A 20,956-nucleotide genomic window follows, 5' to 3' on the forward strand; every position below is an offset into this window, starting at 1 on the left:
GATAAATGATAAATGATAAAGGTTAAGGTGACATAAAATGGATACTATCGTTTTCATTGAAACAAATAAATCTGGATCAAGTAGAGAAGCAATCAAAGCAGCTGAAAAACTTAATTTTTTTACTGTTTTATTAACTAAAAAAACAAAATTTATTAATGAACGCACTATATTCCCTGATGTACATCAGATGATTTTCACTGATATAAATGATTATGATAATATAATTACAACAATTGAAAAATTAAATAAATCAGGAAAAAACATAAAAGGGATCTTTAGTTTTATTGACTCTTATGTTTATATGGCTGCACGTTTATCAGAAAAATTTTGCTCAAATATTGTATCTACTAAAGCTATCCATCATATGGAAAACAAAATATTAACTCGTAATGTACTTAAAGATTTACCAATCTCACTCAACTATTTAATTTATAATCCAACAGAATCATTATCATCTTTTTTTAAAAAAACTAATAAGATAAATTTCCCTCTTATTGTGAAATCCCCTAAATCAACAGGATCAAAAGATGTATTATTAGTAAAAAATAAAGATCAATTAATTTTATCTATACAAAGTCTTTTGAAGAAATTACCTAATGAAGAAATTCTACTTGAAGAATATATAGATGGACCTCAGTACTTAGTCGAAATTTTAGTTCAAAATGGAAAAGTCCATATTATAGCAGTAATTGAACAAGAAATCACACTTTTTGAACGCTTTATCGTAACGGGTTATTCTTTACTAGGACAGGTAGACAAAAGACTATACAATAGTCTTTTCAATGCAGTTAATTCTGTTATTCAGGCTTTTAATATGAAAAATGGAGCTTGTCATCTAGAACTCCGGAGAATAAAAGATGTTTGGAAATTAATTGAGATAAACCCCAGAATATCAGGTGGAGCAATGAATGACATAATTGAAATTGGGCATGGAATCAACTTAGTACAAGAAACGATCCGATTAATGTTAGGAAATAAACCTTCACTAAATAAAAAACATCATAAATATGTGTATGCTCATTACCTAACAGTTAAATCTAAAGGAGAACTAATTCGAGTTACAGGGAAAAATCGTAGTTCTAGATATCCTGGTGTAGAGAAAGTTTATATAAAACCTAAAAAAGGAACTTTTCTAAAACCACCTACATCAATGGGACATCGATATGGATACGTTATAGCAGCGGCCTATCTTAAAACAGAAGCTAAAAAAATAGCTTTAGAAGCAGCTAAAGAAATTTCATTTGAAATCCAAAAATAATAAATACAACATATATAGACCAACAGATAAAAATATACTAAACATCATATCTCTTATAACTCTAATTATTAGAATCTGTCATTATTCAGAATAAAAAAGCTCACTCCTCATCTATTTTTATATGAGAATTGAGCTTTTTTATATGGGCTATACACCAGCGAAACTCCCATTAATGCCGTACGTTGCGTTAACTTATGCAATTAATTTCAAGCGATTTAATAAATATTTATGCGGCTAGTACAATATGTGTAATTTTCATGCAATCATTAGGTTAGGATCAATCAAATCGATTTATTGACTCACTGTGACAACTTGCTTTCAAATAAAAAAAGCGGCCATTCTTTTAGAAACAGACGCTTTCCCACTTACGCTTCCACTTTCAAATCTTTTAATGCAACAACATCAGCAAACGCTCTAAATACTAAGTTATGATGCTTCACAATGTCTTCAGCACGTAACACTTCAGTATCAAATGTACTATGTCCATCACTTACTAACGTTACTTTATATCCTTCGCTAAACGCTCTGCGTGTAGTCGTATCCACACAGTACTGCGTCTGCATGCCTGAAATAATAACGTGCTCAATTCCTTTTTCTCGTAACACTTCGTTTAAATTTGTTTTATGGAATGAATCTGGCGTCGTCTTTTCAACGATACTGTCCCCATCTTGCGGAGCAATTGCCGCATGGATTTTCCAGCCATCTGTACCTTTTTCCAAAGGATGATCTTTCGGCCCGTTATGTTGTACGTAAATAACCGGAATATCATTTGAACGGCACTCCACTATAAGCTCTTGTAACGTTTCTAAAAACTTTTCCCCATTATGTACTGGCATTCCTGCTGTATACATACCCGCTTGCACATCAATTACTATTAATGCTTTTTTCATTTCACCCATCCCCCTTTGTTTGTATAAGCTATTATTATTGTTTATATTCCATCATCCAGCAATCTTCTAATTTCCCCTCATGCAGTTCATGTTCCTTTAGTATCTTCACCTTTTTAAACCCACATTTTCCGTAACATTTTATCGCACGTTCATTATTTACTTTAGGATCCATTGCGATTGCTTCTGCTCCCTCATTCTCCATAATATATGTAATTGTTGCCTGAACGAGTTTAGTTCCAATTCCTTTCCCCCAATAGGCGGGTTCACCGATAAATTGGTCCATTCCCCATACATTTTGTGATACTTCATAGCCATATAATATTTTCCACTCCGAATCAACTGGATACATTTGAATATAACCAATTGGCACATCTTCAAACTCTATTAAGCATCTTTTTTCATGAATATTTGGATTATGTATAAAATGATCCAGTACCTGTTCTACAGATTGCGGATTATCTCTTCCTTCGTAATATTGTAAAATTTCTGGATCTGATAACCATTTGGAAATGATATGTGCATCATCTTCTATTACGTACCTAACTAATACATTTCCTTTTTGAAATAGCATATGACACCCCTATTGTTCATTTATATTTTTTCTTAATGTTAAATCTTTAATTGCACCTATTAGCACATATGGTAGTAATGTAATCGCAAAAAATACTGTAAACACGTTAAATTGAGGGATTTTATATGGTGTGAACCATTCTGTAAAAAATCGAGAATGTAAAACTCTATTGAAAAATTCTCCGCCAGGTCTAAAATTTGGTGCCCATGCAGTCATTTCACAAATAAAAAACAATAATTGAACAATTAAAAATGCACCTAGATAGCGAAACCACGTTCGTTTCCATATAGGTTGCGCTTTCTTTACTTTCTCTCCCATCTAGCTCCCTCCTTTATATTTCCAACATATTGATTATACACTTTCCTTGTTTAATTTGTTAAAATTTTCTATATAATAAAATACAGAATGAAAGAAGCCGGAGGAAATATATAATGTCACATCCTATATTAACATCAACATTAATCATTCTTAGAGGAAACTCTGCAAGTGGTAAGACAACAATTGCAAAAGAACTACAAGAACATTTCGGACAAGGCACACTCTTAGTCTCTCAAGACGTCGTGCGTAGAGATATGCTTAGAGTACACGACACGATGGGTAATTTATCACATGATTTACTATTTGAAATTACGAAGTACGGAAAAGGAAAATGTAAGTTTGTTATTTTAGAAGGTATTTTAAACAGTCATAGATATGGTGATATGCTGAAAGAATTAATACATTATTTTGAAGGGAACGCCTATACATATTACTTTGATTTATCATTAGTCGAAACGATTCGACGACATAATACAAGGGAAAAGCGGCATGAATTTGGTGAGGATGCATTACAAAAATGGTATAATCCGCACGATACAATTGAGGTTGCTAGGGAAACTATTTTTACAGATGACTTAACGCAAAAAGATATATTTGATGCGATTCTTAATGATGTCATATTACGAAAATAAGACCGACAGAATATGTCAGTCTTATTTTCATTATGTTATATTCTAGATTTATTATAGAATCTTCACTTTAACAGTTTGTCTTCCCCAATTCATCGCTTTACTTTTTGACCCCATTAAAACATCAATACAATTGCCTTTAATAGCACTTCCCGTATCACCAGCGATTGCTTCTCCGTAACCTTCTACCCATACTTTAGATCCTAATGGGATTACTTTCGGATCTACTGCGATAATTCTTATATTCGGATTAGCCGTTAAATCATGCCCCATCGCAGTTAAAACACGTCCACCATATGTACCATTCTCACTTGGATCAGCCGTATATGCTGTCGCCACCACCGTTAATTCACGTTTAGCAGACTGAGTGTTATTTTTAGACTCTTCTTTTGCTTTTAGTTCTTCTCTTGCTTTTGCTTCTTCCTTAGCCTTTGCTATTTCTCGTGCTTTCGCTTCTTCCTTAGCTTTGGCTATTTCTCTTGCTTTTGCTTCTTCTTTCGCTTTGGCTATTTCTTGCGCTTTTGCTTCTTCTTTCGCCTTTGCTATTTCTCGTGCTTTTGCTTCTTCCTTAGCTTTGGCTATTTCTTGTGCTTTTGCTTCTTCCTTAGCTTTGGCTATTTCTTGTGCTTTTGCTTCTTCTTTCGCTTTGGCTACTTCTTTCGCTTTGGCTACTTCTTGTACTTTCACTTCTTCCTTAGACTTTGTTACTTCTTGTACTTTCACTTCTTCCTTAGGTTTTGCTACTTCTTGTACTTTCACTTCTTCCTTAGGTTTTGCTACTTCTTGTACTTTCACTTCTCCCTTAGGTTTTGCTACTTCTTGTACTTTCGCTTCTTCCTTAGGTTTTACTACTTCTTGTACTTTCACTTCTTCCTTAGGTTTTGTTACTTCTTGTACTTTCACTTCTTCCTTAGGTTTAATTGTTTCTTTTGCCTTTGTTACCTTCTGTGTTTTAGCTTCTTCCTTAGCTTTAACCGTTTTTTGTACTTTAGCTACTTGCTTCGTTTTCTCTTCAGCCTTTTTTTCAACTGGTGCTGTACTTGATAAGAAAGAAACATTTGCATAAGCTGTTTTTCCTTTATACTCAAATTTCAGCCATCCATCTTTTACTTGATGCGTTGATTCAATTACATCATCTTTTTTCAATCTGCCAAGAATTTCTGATTCCGTGTTCGATTCAGAACGTACATTTAACAAATCTGCTGTTACATGGTAAATATCTTTAGTAAACTCTGAGCTTACAAATACTTCTTTACCATTCAACTCAATTTTTGACCAGCCATCTTCAGTATTTATGACTTTTAATTCTTCCCCGTTTTTTACTTTTTCGACAACTTTTGATTCCGTAGTCGGTTTTTCACGTACGTTGAGTACATCTGCTGTTACGATTGTTTCTGCGGTAGCAGTTGTAGTAAATGCTCCCAATCCGAAAACAGTTGCTGTTGCTGCGCCAATTACTTTTTTCATATTAGCCTCCATTATATTTTTTTGAATTCTATCAAATGCTTTCGTAAAAATAATAAAATTTAATATCATACCAAAACATTTGCAACATGTATATTAATACGACTTAATATACCGTTATTAAGAATTCTTACTCCAATACTATCAAATTCTTATTTCTAATTCTATATATTATAAGTCTCCTTATCTTCTATAAACGTTTCATGTCCGTCTTCACACTAAATAGTTGTCGCAATTCCTGCCAAAAATAAACTTACAATCGCTAAAAACAAAGTACCTACGATAGCCCCTCTTACATGAAACTTGTAATCTTTATATCCCTTCATACCTTCCGTACTAGGAATAACCACAAATTTCGGGGTAATCCAACAAAAAATAAACCAATCAATTATTAATAAATCTACTAAATTGAAAATCATTAACATGCCAAAAGTATGTAAATAAGCATCCATATACAATAATTTTTCTTGTTGATGCAATATATATGTAGAGATAAAAGGCGTACCAAAGAGAATCGTATAGTATACAACATTAAAGTAAATCGTTTGCTTTTTTTCATTGATTGTTTTCGGAAATACTCTCTTCTGGATGTCTTTCGGATAATCAGTTAACGAAAGACGAGGATTGTAATATAAAGATCCCAAAATCAATACGGATAATACAATAGACATGATGATACCGACATATATCATTTGCTCAAATGAACTCATAATCATCATTCACCCTTTTCTGTAATTACACCATAATGCATCCACTTAATTACCAATTGTATGTACTCTATCCACCAAAGATTAACAATTGTCTTTGTTAATCTTTTATAATTGAAATTATGATATATCTTTTCTGAAGAATAATTAAAAATTAGTTTGGAGTAATATTATGAAGAGGCTATATTTCAATAAATTTGAACCAACAAATTTCAACTTATATTTCCAGCTCGTTTCAAACGCAGAAGTCATGGTGCAAATTACAGAGCGTTCTATTCCTTAACCATGTAACGGTAAATGAGGAAAATGCAAAAGAAGCAGAAATTGGATATATGCTGTTGCCGGAGCACTGGGGGCAAAGATAAGGAAGTGCAATTGCCAAGGAATTAATGAATATTGCGAAACAGACAGATGTAAACGTACTAAAGGCAATTATTGATCCGAACAATATCCCCTCTCGAAAAATTTTACTAAACATCGGTTTTGCATCTGAAATAGTTTGTGAGATTGATGGATTGCCTGGGGAGATTTTAAGTACATACATATAATTATAGAAAGGCCGTGCTTTATATGAAGCACGGCCTTCTTCTCTAATGGAATAATCCTTTCCCTTTATACATTTACTTATAAAGGGAAGTTTTCTGCTTTTCCACATTAAAAACATGTTATTTTGTGAAAAGGAGAGAAGATTGAAATGAGTAATCAAAAAATTGAACTTACTGGTCGAGGCTACATAACATACCTATACGTATGCGCTCTGGACGTCATAATTATGAGGCGTTATTCGTAAGTAATGCTGGCATTGTAATTGATGTAAGTGAAATGAAACAATTACAAATAGATTACAACGAGGGAACTGTAACAATATGAAATATAACATTTCACTCCTTTACTCCTTTACTTCTTTACTTCTTTTCTTATCTATTAAGACTCTTCTTACATTAAAAATAAATGCGATAAAAAATATAATAGCCCCCATTAAAAATGCTAAATTATAACTACGAATAATACCTTTCTTATGTTCCGCCTTTAGTTGCGTGTAAATTTCAAGTGTTCTTATAAGGATATATGAATCAGTAAACTCCCGATATACCTGTTATCAAAGAGAAAAATAGGTTCTGTTGCAATGGATGTGAAGAAATGCATTGTTGCAACAAGTAAATTTACCGACTTTATTATTTTAACAGGGAAGCCCTACTCTTCTTAACCAATTAAAGTTGGGGATATTTCAACCTCAATCCACAATTTGAGTTTTGTATGACATTCATTGAAAACATACAAACAACCATCGTCTCATAGAAAGATGGCTGTTTGTATTTAACACTATTCATTATCTGACATTATGACTGCGTTATTAATAACAGCTAATTGACCTCCCTACTATACAATAGAAAACATCATATACACTCCAACAACGAAGAATACGGCAAGTGTCTTAATTATCGTAATACCAAAAATCTCTTTATAAGCTTCCCGGTGCGTTAATCCTGTAACTGCAAGTAAAGTTATAACTGCTCCGTTATGAGGTAAAGTATCCATACCTCCTGCCGCCATAGCAATTACACGATGCAGCACATCTAACGGAATATCAAAGTTCGCTGCCGCTTCAATATATTTTTCTGCCATTAAACCTAATGTAATACTCATTCCGCCCGAGCCTGATCCCGTCAGCCCGCACAATATATTCGTCATGACTGCTCCACTAATTAAAGGATTTGAGAAAGTCCCCGTTAAATAGTTTTGAATCATGACAAATCCAGGTAACGCAGCTATAACGGCACCAAATCCATACTCAGCTGCAGTGTTCATAGCTGCTAAGATTGAACCACTCACACCAACGCTTGTAATTGATTGAAAATGTTCTTTTACCGCTTGGAAGTTTAATAATATAGCAGATAATATTCCGATAAGAAGTGCCATTTCCACTGACCAAATCCCCACGACTTGTCCCATATCAATTGTTCCGTACTCCCTCAAACCTATGGATGCAAAATCAAATCCCTTTGTATACCAAACAGGAATGAATTCTGTAAAGACTTTATTCATCACTCCAACCAGTACAAGCGGTAAAAATGCCATCCAGTAACTAGCTGGAATTACATCGCTGGAAGCAATCGGATTTTGCACCAATTGCGCGCTAGTTGTAGCAGCCATCTCAGAAGTAGCACCACCTTTTCCGAAGTACCCCTCTCCCTTAGCAGCTGCCTTCTTCCTACATCTTTCCAAATACAACATGCCACATATAAAGATAAACAGTGCTCCTATAATTCCTAATGTAGGAGCGGCATAAATATCTGTTTTAAAGAACGTAGTTGGAATAACATTTTGGATTTGAGGCGATCCAGGAAGTGAATCCATCGAAAACGTAAATGCGCTGAATGCGATTGTTGCTGGAATGAGACGTTTCGGAATATCCGCCTCGCGAAATAATTGCGCCGCAAATGGATAAATCGCAAATACTGCGACAAATAAACTAACACCACTGTATGTAAGAATCGCTCCCATTAATACAATAGAAAGAATTGCTCTTTTCACTCCTATAAAACGGATAATAATTTTCGCGATTTTTTCTGCTATTCCAGTGATTTCTACCACTTTACCGAATATCGCTCCAAGCAAAAATACAGGAAAATATAATTTTATAAATCCAACCATCTTCGCCATAAAAACATTAGAAAAGAATGGTAAAACATTCGCCGGTTCTGTTAAAAACACAGCGAGCAACGCACATAACGGAGCGAATAAAATGACTGAGAATCCTCGATAAGCCACAAAAATAAGCAAGCCAAGCGATAACAATACAATCAATAAATCCATAACCCCAATCCCCCTCAATAATATGGATTTTTTAAATTTGTATCCTTTTCTTTTTGTATATATTGTGGTAATGCCTGCCAGAGGCAGGCATTACTTTTTTGCATATTTATAGTTATAGCTTTTTATTTATGCTGAAAGAGTGGTGCCCTCTTTTCTATAAAGGCCTCCACCCCCTCTCTTACATCACTCGTTTGAAACACATGTCCGAAATTTTCAGCTTCTATTTTTAGTCCTTCCTCAAGAGAAGAAGATATTCCCTTATCGATAGATTGCTTCATCAAAGATAATGCAGGAAGGGAAAACCGAGCCATCTTCACAGCTAATTCCTTCGCCTGATTCAGCGCTTTGCCACGCGGAACAACATGATTCACCAAACCAACTCGCCAAGCTACTTCGGCAGTGAGTGGTTCACCAGTAAACATCATTTCTTTCGCACTTGCAGTTCCAATTAATCGTGGTAAACGTTGCGTTCCTCCCGCACCTGGAAATAAACCTAATTTCACTTCCGGAAGCCCGATTTGGGCGTGTTCTTCTATAATCCGTAAATCACACGATAAAGCTAATTCACACCCGCCTCCAAGCGCTAATCCATTAATAGCAGCGATTACAGGCTTCGGCAATCTTTCTATTTTATTTAACGGATGCTGAAGCCACAATGATTTTCCCTCCGCATATTCAATCCCTTTCCCAATCCATTCCGGAAACGATTTTATGTCCCCTCCTGCAACGAAGGCCTTTTCTCCAGCGCCAGTTAGAAGTACAACAATTACTTCATCATCCCGTTCGATTTCATCGACCGCTATCGTCAGTTGCTCTACCACAGCATCGCTTAATACATTCACAGGTGGATTATCAATGATAATCGTCGCGATTCCATTTTCTTTGGACCATGTAACAACCCGCTTATTTTCCAATTCAATCCCTTCTTTCCGATATGTAATGAGGTAAAATCAGCACATCAACTCGTTCTTTTAATTACATAACCGACCTGTTCGCGATCCCAAGCGCTGCCGATTCCTTCCTCCTGCAGCTTGAACTTTTGAATCCGTTCCGTCGCAGTTTTTGGGAAAGTTTCACTGAACTGAACATATCGAGGTACCATAAAATAAGCCATGCGTTCTTGACACCAATCTATAACCTCTTCATGGGACATCGTTTCATCTTTCTTTACAATCACATATAATTTAACATCCTCTTCTCCCACTTCTGACGGGACACCAATGGCCGCGGATTCAAGTACTTTCGGGTGATCATTCACAACTTTTTCGATTTCCCAAGAGGAGATATTTTCTCCACGCCTCCGGATACACTGTTTGATTCTATCGCTAAAATATAAGTAACCTTCCTCATCTAGATAACCGCGATCTCCTGTATGGAACCATCCCTCCTTCATCGCCTCCTCTGTTTTATCAAGCATTTTATAATAACCTTCCATGAATGCTTGTCCCTGTAAGGAACGAATAAAAATCTCTCCAATTTCACCCGTCCGCACTTCATTTCCATCCTCATTAACAATCTTCGTCTCTACGTAAGAATATGGTTTTCCAATAGAAGGTGGCTTATTGGCATGAAGTGGATTCGTTACACAAAAACCCGTCGTTTCCGTTAATCCGTAACCTTCCACAATCCTAACGCCAAATCGCTCCTCAAACGGCTTCCAAAACTCCTTAGGCGTAGCAGCGCAAGCCGTTACCCTTACTAAATTGTCATTATCGTTTTCCTTTTCTGCCTGCTTGCAGAGAATAGGAATCATAGATCCTAAAGAATTAAAAATGGTTGCACCATGACTGCGAATTTCATTCCAAAATCTAGAAGCACTAAACCGTTTACCAAGCGCGATCGTCGCATTGGAAGAAATAGCTCCGAGTACTGTATGAGCCTGGGCGTTTATATGAAATAACGGAAGCGCTGTAAATAAAACATCTTTTGAACTTGCGCCAACCATATAGTTGGCAAATGACTGCGCAGAATTTACATAAGCAGAATGACTTAACATGACCCCTTTAGGTAAACCAGTCGTTCCAGAGGTATAAAGGATACTGTTAATAGAAGTGGAGGAAACAAATTCAGTTGGAAGATGATGATTATTTGTATGTAGTACATCTTTCAATTCGATTACTAACCGCTCTTTACCATCGTCCGTAATGACTACGCTTTCATTTTTTCCGTAAGCAACAATTTGAATGTCCCTATGTATAACTGTCAAACAAGAGGCAATTTGAGGAACAAATTCCTTATCAACGATAATTAACTTACAATCGGAGTGAGATACAATATACTGCAAACCTTCTCCTTTTAAATGTACATTCAGAGGCACTGCAATTGCTCCCATAAAAGATAAAGCAAACCATACATCCAGATATTCAGGAGTGTTATGAAGCATAATACAAACCTTGTCTCCTTTTTGAATACCGAGCTCACAAAAACCCGCTATGGCTCTTGTAATTCGATGATAAAGTTCCTCATATGTAACCCTTTGTTCTTCAAATTGTAAATACACTTTACTTGGTGTTTTTTCGATACTTTGCATAATAAAATGCGGTAAGCTATGATTTTCCAGCATTGCATTCCATCCCCTTCCTGCTAAAACCTTTTTTATTTATATAGCAAGAAACATGCCAAAAATCGACTCATTCTCTATTCCCTTATTCCTCCGTAATCTCCCTTACTTTTCTAACCTCACATGTCGCATTTGCGCTACAAACATTAGCAACCATGTCGTATCTATAAGAAAATGTCGCAAAAAAGAGACAGTGTTTATTACCACAAACAAAAAAAGGGCCTGTTTGCCCTTTACATTCCTTTATGACATTTCGTATTTTTCTATTTTTCGATATAAGCTGGCCCGATGAATTCCTAAAAGATCAGCTGCCTCTTTTACATTTCCAACTGTTTTTTCCAAAGCTCTCGTAATCGCACGTTTTTCAGCAGACTCTACTTCTGCCTGCAGTAAATAACTCATCTCATGCTTCTCCTGGTCCAACGTAAATATTTCATGGTATAACGTTTCTTCCAAATCTTTTTTCCTTAAATAGGCAGGAAGATGATGTACTTGAATAATCATTCCTTCTATAACATTCATCGCTCGTTCTAACACATTCTCTAGCTCCCTAATATTCCCTGGCCAATCATGCTCCATGAATATATCTCTAACCCTCTCATCCAATGAAATAACATTACTACCTAGCTCACCATTCAATTTCTTAATTAAAAATTCCGTTATATGTATCATATCTTCTTTTCTCTCTCGTAACGGAGGAATGTCAATCTCAAACACATTCAACCTATAATATAAATCCTCCCTGAACTCCCCTCTTTGCACCATTTCACGGAGATTTCGATGTGTTGCCGCAATGAAACGAACATCAATCTTTTGAATTTTCGTACCGCCAATTCTTTCAATCTCTTTCTCTTGTAATACACGAAGCAACTTCACCTGCATGTCCAAAGACATATCACCAATTTCATCTAAAAACAAAGTTCCCTTATCGGCTAACTCAATCTTCCCAGGCTTACCACCTTTTTTCGCTCCTGTAAAAGCTCCTTCTTCGTATCCGAACAATTCAGCCTCCAAAAGTTCTCTCGGAATCGCAGCACAATTCAAACGAATAAATGTGCCACTAGCACGCGGACTTGCACGGTGTACTGCATGGGCAAAGAGTTCCTTTCCAGTACCACTCTCTCCCTTCATCAAAACAGTAGACCGACTTTTAGAAACCTTTAAAGCCATCGTTTTGACTTCTTTCATTTTTACACTTTCTCCTATAATACTTTGAAAAGACAGCCTTCCTTCTTGCAGCCGCTGTAATTCAGTTTGATAGTAAGATAACTTTGATTCCATCTCACTAATTTGATCTCCTAAAGCTTTAAACTGTTGTATATCATGAAACATAATTTTACCAATTGCTCCAATAATCTTTCCTTCCTTAATGATAGGTATGCGCGTTGCGATTATATTCCGATTACTTATACGCTGGATATGCCCAATTTCCATCTGCCCCGTCTTTACAATAATATGCATCCTCGTATTCTCAACAACCTCTGTACAATGCTTTCCAATCGCTTCCTTCGGATCATCAATTCCTAAAAATTGTGCATACGATCCACTTAAAAAATTGACAATCCCTTGTTCATTTACCCCTAGAATGCACTCAGACAGTAAATTTAAGGCACTTTCATATCGACTTATGATACTTTCCAAAGACTGTATACTTTTACCCTTTCTTTCCATAATAGCAATTGATCCGTCTTCTGCCCCATCCTGATATACACAGGATTCATTCACAATTAAAACTTCGTTACCACTCTTACATTCATACCTGTACAAACTATCATTTTGATTCACTACTAGCTTTTTACGTTCAGGAATAATCGTTGATATATGCTCACCTATTATTTCATTTTCTTTTTTATGTAACATGCTACAGAATAGTTTGTTACTATATATGATAATTCCATCACGTCTTATAACAGCAATTCCGTTATTCATTACCTGAAGAGCCTGACTAGTTACCTGCAATTTCATTCGTTCGGTCATATGCATTTGAAAGCCCCCCTATCCAATTGCGCTCTTTTTCGCATGTATTATATATTCATTTTTAATATTTACTTTCCTTTGGTTTTTCCGTTTGAAGTTATAATTTCTTGAATTAATAAAATAGCTAATTCACCGGTGGGTTCTTTTTTGATACTAAGAAGTGTTTAATAAAAAGAAAAAACAGTTGACTAATTGCCTTCCATCAACTGTTTTCATTACGAATAATGGTGATAATAACCATTATTATCACGTTTACTTTAGCATAAAGTCCTATCTCCAAGCTTCCAGCTAAACCATCTACCATGTCCTTCTGTTTCTCCAACCGTTTCACGATATTCGTGTCCGTTAATATAATAATCAATATGAAGATCCCGGTCCCACATGTTGTTATATAGGTGGAATACATCACGTTTTCCGCCGATATCTTGCACTTGTTTTTCTAATTTATGCTTTACTTGTTCAGGTATTTGGTTTGCGACGTGTGTATGGAAAATACAAATTACAGCATCTCCACTTATTTGTTCAATAATGGATGGCAATAACTCTACACCGTCTCCTTCTATTAATTGAACAGATTCATTTTTCACTAAAGATGCTGCTTGGTCAAACAGTTCAAGCCTTTCTTTATGTTCTGGCCAAATTAGTGCACGTAGCCATAAATAATCTTCGTCACTATGTAAATCATTTACATGTAAATCTAGTCCGATTCTTTCTGCGACAGGTGGACTCTCTTTTAATAAATGAGGCACATTCTCCCCTCTTATTTCAGAAGTTAAATGTACATTCGAGTTTATATTTCCGTATGTTTCATCTGTTCCGTACGAATAGCTATATTGATCCCAGAATAATTGTAATCCAGAACTTGTCCCAATTTCAATTAACGCTAACGGTTTGTTCACTTTATTAAATATGTAGCTGAAACTTGGATATAAATATGCACATCGTCTTACTTCATTTGTTTGAACAAGTTTCGTTTGTAATAAAGTAATGATTTCCTCTCGGTACGTTTTACAAAAATCTTTAAAATGATCAAAAGCTTCATCTAAATTTGTATTAGCATTTTCAACTAAGCTACTATAATACGTTTTTAAATGATGTTCTTTCCCTGCTAGTAATAAATAATGTACTGCACCTAATAATAAGTTTGGAACTGGTTGGCCTACTTGAGCGTAGAAAGATAGTGTAAGCACTTCATCATCTTCAGCAATTTTTATAGATAAGTATTCATACAAGTCACTTGACCCTTTACATTCCTTTATTGAAAAATTTCGAAATAAGTTTGAAATTTGTTCTTTTGTACGCATTTGAATCCCTCCTTTTCATTTTTCGGAATAATCTTACCATTACCAAAAGAAAAATCCCATAAAAAGGTACTCAATTTAGTCACTTAAGGAGACGTAAGCTTTTTCGAGATAATTTCAAACCGTAATTTTTATCTATTCATTAACTGAAAAATGCTTGTTAAATAAGAATTTTAGCAAATATAACGTTAAATAGTTTAAAATTATCAGATAACACTAGATATTTTAGTCTATTAATTATTATAATAGAGTATGAGATGGTTATATAATTGAGACAAAAAAGGTATACACCTAGGTGGGGCCTAGGCGGTGTTTTCAATTTTACGGCTTAGATATAGTAAACACCTACTCTTTTTTGCCAATATAGGGGATGGAGAGATTATCATGAGCAACATGCAGCAAAAAACAGACGTTATCTTAATCGGTGCAGGAATTATGAGTGCAACGTTAGGCTCATTGCTGAAAGAATTAGCACCAGAATGGGAAATTAAAGTTTTTGAAAAACTCGCAAGTGCCGGGGAAGAAAGCTCTAACGAATGGAATAATGCAGGTACGGGGCATTCTGCGCTATGCGAGCTTAACTATACTTCCGAAAAATCTGACGGATCTATAGATATTAGTAAGGCTGTAAAAGTGAATGAGCAGTTCCAGCTTTCAAGACAATTTTGGGCATATCTTGTAAAACGAAATTTAATTCGTAATCCACAAGATTTTATTATGCCACTACCCCATATGAGTTTAGTACAAGGGGAAAAAAATGTAGAGTTTCTTAAAAATCGTTTTGAAGCGCTTTCAAAAAATCCGTTATTCCAAGGAATGGAATATTCTGATGCTCCTGAAACATTAAAAAAATGGCTTCCACTCATTATGGATGGCCGTGCATCTAATGAAGCGATGGCTGCAACAAAAATTGATTCTGGAACAGATGTTAACTTCGGTGCGTTAACGCGCATGTTGTTTGATTACTTAAAAACTAAAAATGTCGAGCTAAACTACAAACATAGTGTTGAAAATATTAAACGCACAAAGAACGGTTTGTGGGATGTAAAAGTACATGATATGAACAGTGGAAAAATCGAGCACCATACTGCGAAATTCGTCTTTATTGGAGGCGGTGGTGGTAGTCTACCTCTACTACAAAAGACGGGTATTCCCGAATCAAAACATATCGGTGGATTCCCAGTAAGTGGACTATTTATGGTATGTAAAAATCAAAAGGTTGTTGAGCAACATCATGCAAAAGTATACGGTAAAGCTAAAGTTGGCGCTCCGCCAATGTCTGTTCCTCATCTGGATACGAGATATATAGACAATAAAAAAGCTTTACTGTTTGGACCGTTTGCAGGTTTCTCACCTAAATTCTTAAAAACTGGTTCAAACCTTGATTTAATCGGCTCTGTAAAACCAAATAACGTCTTAACAATGTTAGCAGCTGGTGTAAAAGAAATGGGACTAACAAAATACTTAATCCAACAAGTTATGCTGTCACATGAAAAACGTATGGAAGAATTACGTGAATTCATTCCGAATGCGAAAAGTGAAGATTGGGATATTGTAGTTGCTGGCCAACGTGTGCAAGTAATTAAAGATACTGATGCTGGCGGTAAAGGAACGCTTCAATTCGGTACAGAAGTTGTCAGTGCTGCTGACGGCTCAATTGCTGCGTTACTTGGCGCTTCTCCAGGTGCATCTACTGCCGTTCACGTCATGCTTGAAGTATTAGAAAAATGTTTCCCAGGCCGTATGCTCGAATGGGAGCCAAAAATAAAAGAGATGATCCCTTCTTACGGCATTTCACTCACTGAAAATCCAAAGCTATTCCAAGATTTACACGCTTCCACAGGACGTACACTTGGATTAAACGAAAAAGAAACGGTTCATAATTAATAAAGAAATAAAAACGTCCGATATATTCGGACGTTTTTTCGTTACTAGAAATTATACTTATCAATATTATCTTTCGTAAATACAACTCGTTCTGGCAATACGATAATTCCGTTTCCTTCTGCCTCGTAATCATATCCTTGAATTGAATTAGGCTCTACTTTCACTTTTCCGATACCTTTTACTTCGAAGCTATCCCCTACTTTTAACTTCTTCCCTTTTACAACAATTTCATTTGCAACATACGTTGCGAGAGCGCCTTGTTGTTTTACATCCCATAATCCAAATTGCTGTACTGTCCCTCGTTTTACGTAATCACGCATGACGTTTGGTGTAGAGAATCCAGTTACGGCTACTTTTTTATCCATTTTTAAGTTTTCAGCTGCTTGCGCCATTGCTGGAAGTGCTGTTGCATCTGGACAAATGACTGCGTTAATATCAGGATACGTTTTTAATATGTTCTCCCCTACTGATAATGATTTTTGCGCATTATTTTCACCATACTGCGTCGTTACAATTTCCCAGTTTGGATATTTCTTTTTAATAATTTCTTTTGCTTTCGTTACCCATTGGTTTTGATCTGTTACTGTTGGACTAGAATAAAAAAATGCTACTTTTCCTTTATCTCCAATTTGCTTTGAAGTCATCTCAATTAATAAGTTTGCAAGTTGGTCTGGGGTGCCCTGACTTATATAAAATGAACGATCTTTCGGATTCACATCAGAATCCCACGTTAACACCGTCACCCCTTTTTTCTTAGCACGTTGTAATGATTGCGATAAACCATCTACCGATGTAGAAGAGACCATAATTGCATCATAATTTTGGTTAATGAAATTATTTATATATTTTACTTGCCCTGAAACACTTGCTTCAGACGGTCCATCATACTTCACTTGTACGCCTAACTTATCCCCCATCTCTTTTGCACCTTCACCGCCCGATGTAAAGAAACCAACTCCTGTTAATTTTGGGATAAATGCAAATTTCACATCATCAGCTTTTTTCTTATCTGCCGTTTGACTAGAACAAGCAATTAATCCGATTAAACAAATACATACAATCAACACAATCCCCAGTTTTCTCTTCATGACATTTCCCCCTTATGCAAATTCCTTCTTTTCTCCGCTAAGAATTGATGTAATTTGAAATGTCTCATAATAACTGAAAGAATAAGGATAATACCTATTACTACATTCGATTGTTCATTCGTTAAACCTGTCATTTGTAGACCATACTGCATAATTCCAATGAAAATACTAGCAAGTACAGTACCAAAAATGCTACCTTTTCCACCTGTAATAAGTGTTCCGCCTAATACGACTGCCGTAATAATTGGTAAAATGGTCTCACTTCCAATGTCAGCACGGGCGGAACCGAAATATGCAGTTAAGAAAGCTCCCCCTAATCCACCTCCTAACCCAGAAAGTATGTAAGCAATGATAACTACCCTTTTCGTTTTGATCCCGGTGTATTTCGCTGCATTTTCATTCGCACCTGTTAGTTTAATGTGACGCCCATATATCGTTCTGCGAAACAATGTATTACATATGATTGTTAACACGATAAGTAACCATAATAAGTTAGGTATTCCTATACAACTTCCATTTGCCAGTTGTACAAAACTATCAGGCAAACCACTAATTCCTTCGTATCCAGAAGCACCCGCTCCTCCTGAAATTACGAGTGCAATCCCCCCGTATAAAAACATCGTTCCGAGTGTAACGACGAGTGGTTCTACATCTGTCATTTTTATAATGAATCCGTTTAAAGCTCCTGCTAAGCAACTAATTATTAGGGCAATTATGACAGCAAACAAAATAGGAGTTCCGTTCATCCAAAGTACACCGATCAAGATTGAAGTGAGCCCCATTATTGAGCCGACCGATACATCAATTCCTCCTGTTACAATAACGAAAGTCATTGGTATTGCCGCGATTGCGATAAATAGGAAATCATTTGTACTAAAAAGGAGATTACTAACGTTTAAGAAATCACTATTTAGAAAACTAAAGAGAATGAATTCTATAAGAAGCAATACGATTAGAACACCTTCCCATCTGTAAAAATACTTCATAGATTCATCCTCCTTTCTGATTTCCACTTTTTCATAACACTATCCAATATGATGATAAGTAATAATAGAAAACCTGAAATAGCATTATTCCAAAATGCCGGTATCTTTAAAAAGACGAGTGAACTGCTTATTGTTTCTAAAAATAATGCTCCTAATGCGGCTCCAAATATAGATCCTGTTCCTCCTTTTAAATGAATCCCTCCTAGTACAGCGGCGGCGATTACTTGTAATTCTAATCCTGTACCTGTTTGATTTGGAACGAACCCGATATTCATAACAAATATGCAACCAGCAAGCCCCGCACTTATACCTGATATAATAAACGCATATATCTTCACTTTATCTATAGGTATCCCAATGAGTCTCGCACCGTCTTCATTATCACCAACTGCGTAGAAGTATCTTCCGTACGGCACTTTCATTAAAAAGAAATATAGTAGTAATAAAATAATAAGAACACTCCATACGGTGATTGGCAAACCAAGTATAACGAGTAATGACAGCTGCTTAAAGTCGCTTGGAATATCTTCAATCCACTTTCCGCCTGTAAAAATTAACATCGCACCTCTAATGATCCCTAACATACCTAATGTCATAATAATGGCCGGTACCCGAAACTTTGCAACGCCAACCCCATTTATGAAGCCGATAACTGCTCCTAGCAAAATAGCAGTAAGTATAGACAAAAATGCACTATAGTCATTCGTTAACACCATTCCACAAACCGCCGCACTTATGCCCATAATCGAGCCAACTGATACGTCTATATTTTTCGTAAATAAGACAAAAGATTGGCCAATTGCTAGCACGACTAAAATAACACTTGATTTCATTACTAAAGATAACGAGTTAAATTGAACAAAACTAGGGTTTATTATTCCAACAGTAGCTATATAAATGAATAGTAACAGTATGATAGACGTCTCATGCATTTTAAACAAACGTTTCATTCTGTTACACCTCCGTATGCAAGGCGTGTAACCTCATCCACACTTATTTGTTCTTTCTCCAAATGAGAAACAAATTGCCCATTTCGCATCACATATACACGGTTTGCTAATTGAACAATTTCCTCTACATCTGAAGAGATTAATAATATGGCGAGTCCTTCACCCTTCATTTCTTCTATCGTCTCATACACTTCAAGCCTTGCTTTCGCATCAATTCCGCGCGTTGGTTCATCTAAAATAATGATTTTCGGATTACATGCGAGATATTTGGCAAGCACGACTTTTTGCTGATTACCTCCTGATAAAGATGCAAGTTCTTCATTCGTATTCGGTACAACAATTCGGAACTGCTCTATAAACGATTTTACTAAAGCGCTTTCTTTTTCTCGGTTAATAAAAAAGCGATTATTTTGCTGTAAACATGCTGCTGTCATATTTTCTTTCACAGATGCAATTGAAAAAATCCCATTTCTCGCCCGATCCTCTGGCACGTAAACTAGCCCTTCACTTAGCCTTTTATGTAAAGAACATGTATCAATTGATTTTCCTTCTAATAAAATTGAACCTGATTGTATAGATTTCAATCCAAATACCACTTCTGCCAATTCTGTCCTACCTGATCCAACAATGCCAGCAATACCTACAATTTCTCCAGCATGTACGGTTAGTGATATATTTTCGAATGCGTGACCATTCACATTAATCACTTCTAATATTTTTTTCGTTCTTTCTGTCTCGTGAACTACTTCTTTTTTCTCTTTCTGCTTATACTCTTTTGGTAATAGTCCCTCCATCAATATGTCATATGTATAATCACATACATCCCCTTGGTTTGTAATCATTCCATCACGTAATATCGCTACTTTATTTGCAATTTCAAAGATTTCTGGAAAGCGATGCGTAATGTATATCATTCCAATTCCTTTTTCTTGTAAACTTTTCAGCAACACAAAAAGACTCTTCATTTCGTGAGTTGTTAATGTCGATGTTGGCTCATCTAAAATAAGAATCTCGGCTTCTCGTATTAATCCTCTAACAATTTCTACTAATTGTTGCTGCGCAATGGATAGCGATCCCCCTAGCTCATTCAGATCAATATTCCATCCTAAACTGTCAATCAATTGCTGAATCCTTACTTTTAATTCCTTTTTCTTCCCTTTTAGCCCGATGCATATATTTTCTTCAAGTGTCATATGTGGAAAAATGAGTGGCTCTTGTGGTATTAAGTAAATTCCTTCTCGGTGTGCTTCTTTTGGGTTTGTAAACTTTTGTCTCATACCTTTTACATATATTTCTCCACTATCATACGAATATAACCCCGTTAATATTTTCATTAATGTTGATTTTCCAGCACCATTTCCCCCAACTAAAGCATATATATCACCACGCTCTACTTGTAAGTTCACTTCTTTTAGTACAAGTTGATTTGAAAACGCCTTACTCATTTTTTTTATTTGTAATAAGGGCACGTTCTCCAAATGATGTCACCTGCCTTTATGCAGAACATTTTTTGAGAAAATGATTATTTGTTCTACTTGTTTTGTAGCATTGTA

17 protein-coding genes and 2 pseudogenes are annotated in these 20,956 nt (G+C 35.7%); 5 read left to right on the forward strand and 14 right to left on the reverse strand.

Features of this window, described 5'->3' with window-relative positions; genetic code table 11:
* The first annotated feature begins 37 nt into the window (after positions 1 to 37).
* Positions 38 to 1,258, forward strand: coding sequence for an ATP-grasp domain-containing protein (locus tag DN410_RS05390; RefSeq protein ID WP_149175678.1), 1,221 nt, complete (start codon positions 38 to 40; stop codon positions 1,256 to 1,258).
* A gap of 365 nt (positions 1,259 to 1,623) precedes the next feature.
* Here the strand turns inward: DN410_RS05390 and DN410_RS05395 are convergent, their stop codons facing one another.
* The 3 genes from DN410_RS05395 to DN410_RS05405 are packed head-to-tail and all read right to left on the reverse strand — an operon-like array spanning position 1,624 to position 3,037.
* Complete coding sequence (locus tag DN410_RS05395; RefSeq protein ID WP_149175679.1) at positions 1,624 to 2,148, reverse strand: cysteine hydrolase family protein; 525 nt, start codon at positions 2,146 to 2,148, stop codon at positions 1,624 to 1,626.
* Positions 2,149 to 2,182: 34 nt separating this feature from the next.
* Positions 2,183 to 2,719 carry a GNAT family N-acetyltransferase gene (locus DN410_RS05400; RefSeq protein WP_149175680.1) on the reverse strand — a complete coding sequence of 179 codons (537 nt, stop codon included), beginning with the start codon at positions 2,717 to 2,719 and terminating at the stop codon, positions 2,183 to 2,185.
* Between the two features lie 9 nt (positions 2,720 to 2,728).
* Positions 2,729 to 3,037: a YfzA family protein gene (locus DN410_RS05405; RefSeq protein ID WP_149175681.1), complete on the reverse strand. Its 309-nt coding sequence runs from the start codon at positions 3,035 to 3,037 to the stop codon at positions 2,729 to 2,731.
* 113 nt (positions 3,038 to 3,150) lie between these two features.
* Between DN410_RS05405 and DN410_RS05410 the strand changes: the two genes are divergently transcribed.
* The gene (locus DN410_RS05410) at positions 3,151 to 3,669 is read left to right on the forward strand and encodes a kinase (protein WP_149175682.1); all 519 of its coding nucleotides are present in this window, start codon (positions 3,151 to 3,153) and stop codon (positions 3,667 to 3,669) included.
* A 51-nt stretch (positions 3,670 to 3,720) separates the two neighbouring features.
* On the opposite strand, the gene entB is transcribed toward DN410_RS05410, so the two are convergent.
* Positions 3,721 to 5,133 carry a cell wall-binding protein EntB gene (gene entB / locus DN410_RS05415; protein WP_149175683.1) on the reverse strand — a complete coding sequence of 471 codons (1,413 nt, stop codon included), beginning with the start codon at positions 5,131 to 5,133 and terminating at the stop codon, positions 3,721 to 3,723.
* A gap of 215 nt (positions 5,134 to 5,348) precedes the next feature.
* Entirely contained in the window at positions 5,349 to 5,840 is a 492-nt protein-coding gene (locus DN410_RS05420) for a nitroreductase (RefSeq protein WP_149175684.1), read from the reverse strand.
* Positions 5,841 to 6,009: 169 nt separating this feature from the next.
* Here DN410_RS05420 and DN410_RS05425 point away from each other — a divergent pair.
* Together DN410_RS05425 and DN410_RS05430 are read left to right on the forward strand one after the other, a co-directional pair.
* Positions 6,010 to 6,385 (forward strand): annotated as a pseudogene (locus DN410_RS05425) (GNAT family N-acetyltransferase).
* Between the two features lie 172 nt (positions 6,386 to 6,557).
* A pseudogene (locus tag DN410_RS05430) lies at positions 6,558 to 6,704 on the forward strand (FAD-binding protein); the annotation flags it as partial.
* 513 nt (positions 6,705 to 7,217) lie between these two features.
* On the opposite strand, the gene DN410_RS05435 reads toward DN410_RS05430, so the two are convergent.
* The 5 genes from DN410_RS05435 to DN410_RS05455 all read right to left on the reverse strand — a co-directional run bounded on the left by DN410_RS05435 (position 7,218) and on the right by DN410_RS05455 (position 14,495).
* A complete protein-coding gene (locus tag DN410_RS05435) occupies positions 7,218 to 8,654 on the reverse strand; it encodes a GntP family permease (protein WP_149175685.1) in 1,437 nt (478 codons plus the stop codon).
* A 122-nt stretch (positions 8,655 to 8,776) separates the two neighbouring features.
* Complete coding sequence (locus tag DN410_RS05440) at positions 8,777 to 9,568, reverse strand: enoyl-CoA hydratase (protein ID WP_149175686.1); 792 nt, start codon at positions 9,566 to 9,568, stop codon at positions 8,777 to 8,779.
* Positions 9,569 to 9,612: 44 nt separating this feature from the next.
* Positions 9,613 to 11,217, reverse strand: coding sequence for an ATP-dependent acyl-CoA ligase (locus tag DN410_RS05445; protein ID WP_149175687.1), 1,605 nt, complete (start codon positions 11,215 to 11,217; stop codon positions 9,613 to 9,615).
* Positions 11,218 to 11,457: 240 nt separating this feature from the next.
* Positions 11,458 to 13,197, reverse strand: a complete 1,740-nt coding sequence (locus DN410_RS05450) for a sigma 54-interacting transcriptional regulator (protein WP_149175688.1) — start codon at positions 13,195 to 13,197, stop codon at positions 11,458 to 11,460.
* 251 nt (positions 13,198 to 13,448) lie between these two features.
* A complete protein-coding gene (locus DN410_RS05455) occupies positions 13,449 to 14,495 on the reverse strand; it encodes a DUF2332 domain-containing protein (protein ID WP_149175689.1) in 1,047 nt (348 codons plus the stop codon).
* Positions 14,496 to 14,876: 381 nt separating this feature from the next.
* Between DN410_RS05455 and DN410_RS05460 the strand changes: the two genes are divergently transcribed.
* The gene (locus tag DN410_RS05460; protein ID WP_149175690.1) at positions 14,877 to 16,379 is read left to right on the forward strand and encodes a malate:quinone oxidoreductase; all 1,503 of its coding nucleotides are present in this window, start codon (positions 14,877 to 14,879) and stop codon (positions 16,377 to 16,379) included.
* A 44-nt stretch (positions 16,380 to 16,423) separates the two neighbouring features.
* Here the strand turns inward: DN410_RS05460 and lsrB are convergent, their stop codons facing one another.
* Genes lsrB through DN410_RS05480 form a run of 4 tightly spaced genes read right to left on the reverse strand, consistent with a single transcriptional unit; the run spans position 16,424 to position 20,881 of the window.
* On the reverse strand, positions 16,424 to 17,467 hold the full coding sequence (lsrB, locus tag DN410_RS05465) for an autoinducer 2 ABC transporter substrate-binding protein LsrB (protein ID WP_149175691.1): 1,044 nt from the start codon (positions 17,465 to 17,467) through the stop codon (positions 16,424 to 16,426).
* Entirely contained in the window at positions 17,464 to 18,453 is a 990-nt protein-coding gene (locus tag DN410_RS05470) for an ABC transporter permease (RefSeq protein WP_149175692.1), read from the reverse strand. Before DN410_RS05470 ends, lsrB begins: the two co-directional genes overlap by 4 nt.
* Entirely contained in the window at positions 18,450 to 19,403 is a 954-nt protein-coding gene (locus DN410_RS05475) for an ABC transporter permease subunit (protein WP_149175693.1), read from the reverse strand. Before DN410_RS05475 ends, DN410_RS05470 begins: the two co-directional genes overlap by 4 nt.
* The gene (locus tag DN410_RS05480; RefSeq protein WP_149175694.1) at positions 19,400 to 20,881 is read right to left on the reverse strand and encodes a sugar ABC transporter ATP-binding protein; all 1,482 of its coding nucleotides are present in this window, start codon (positions 20,879 to 20,881) and stop codon (positions 19,400 to 19,402) included. The genes DN410_RS05475 and DN410_RS05480 overlap by 4 nt, the downstream gene beginning before the upstream one ends.
* Positions 20,882 to 20,956 lie beyond the last annotated feature (75 nt).

It is taken from the genome of Bacillus sp. SH5-2, from assembly GCF_008368905.1.
GTDB lineage: Bacteria > Bacillota > Bacilli > Bacillales > Bacillaceae_G > Bacillus_A > Bacillus_A luti.

Bases quoted from the DNA above. Each gene is read 5' to 3' on its own strand.
- DN410_RS05390 (WP_149175678.1), top strand. From the start codon at position 38: ATGGATACTATCGTTTTCATTGAAACAAATAAATCTGGATCAAGTAGA.
- DN410_RS05395 (WP_149175679.1), bottom strand. From the start codon at position 2,148: ATGAAAAAAGCATTAATAGTAATTGATGTGCAAGCGGGTATGTATACA.
- DN410_RS05400 (WP_149175680.1), bottom strand. From the start codon at position 2,719: ATGCTATTTCAAAAAGGAAATGTATTAGTTAGGTACGTAATAGAAGAT.
- DN410_RS05405 (WP_149175681.1), bottom strand. From the start codon at position 3,037: ATGGGAGAGAAAGTAAAGAAAGCGCAACCTATATGGAAACGAACGTGG.
- DN410_RS05410 (WP_149175682.1), top strand. From the start codon at position 3,151: ATGTCACATCCTATATTAACATCAACATTAATCATTCTTAGAGGAAAC.
- entB (WP_149175683.1), bottom strand. From the start codon at position 5,133: ATGAAAAAAGTAATTGGCGCAGCAACAGCAACTGTTTTCGGATTGGGA.
- DN410_RS05420 (WP_149175684.1), bottom strand. From the start codon at position 5,840: ATGAGTTCATTTGAGCAAATGATATATGTCGGTATCATCATGTCTATT.
- DN410_RS05435 (WP_149175685.1), bottom strand. From the start codon at position 8,654: ATGGATTTATTGATTGTATTGTTATCGCTTGGCTTGCTTATTTTTGTG.
- DN410_RS05445 (WP_149175687.1), bottom strand. From the start codon at position 11,217: ATGCTGGAAAATCATAGCTTACCGCATTTTATTATGCAAAGTATCGAA.
- DN410_RS05450 (WP_149175688.1), bottom strand. From the start codon at position 13,197: ATGCATATGACCGAACGAATGAAATTGCAGGTAACTAGTCAGGCTCTT.
- DN410_RS05455 (WP_149175689.1), bottom strand. From the start codon at position 14,495: ATGCGTACAAAAGAACAAATTTCAAACTTATTTCGAAATTTTTCAATA.
- DN410_RS05460 (WP_149175690.1), top strand. From the start codon at position 14,877: ATGAGCAACATGCAGCAAAAAACAGACGTTATCTTAATCGGTGCAGGA.
- lsrB (WP_149175691.1), bottom strand. From the start codon at position 17,467: ATGAAGAGAAAACTGGGGATTGTGTTGATTGTATGTATTTGTTTAATC.
- DN410_RS05470 (WP_149175692.1), bottom strand. From the start codon at position 18,453: ATGAAGTATTTTTACAGATGGGAAGGTGTTCTAATCGTATTGCTTCTT.
- DN410_RS05475 (WP_149175693.1), bottom strand. From the start codon at position 19,403: ATGAAACGTTTGTTTAAAATGCATGAGACGTCTATCATACTGTTACTA.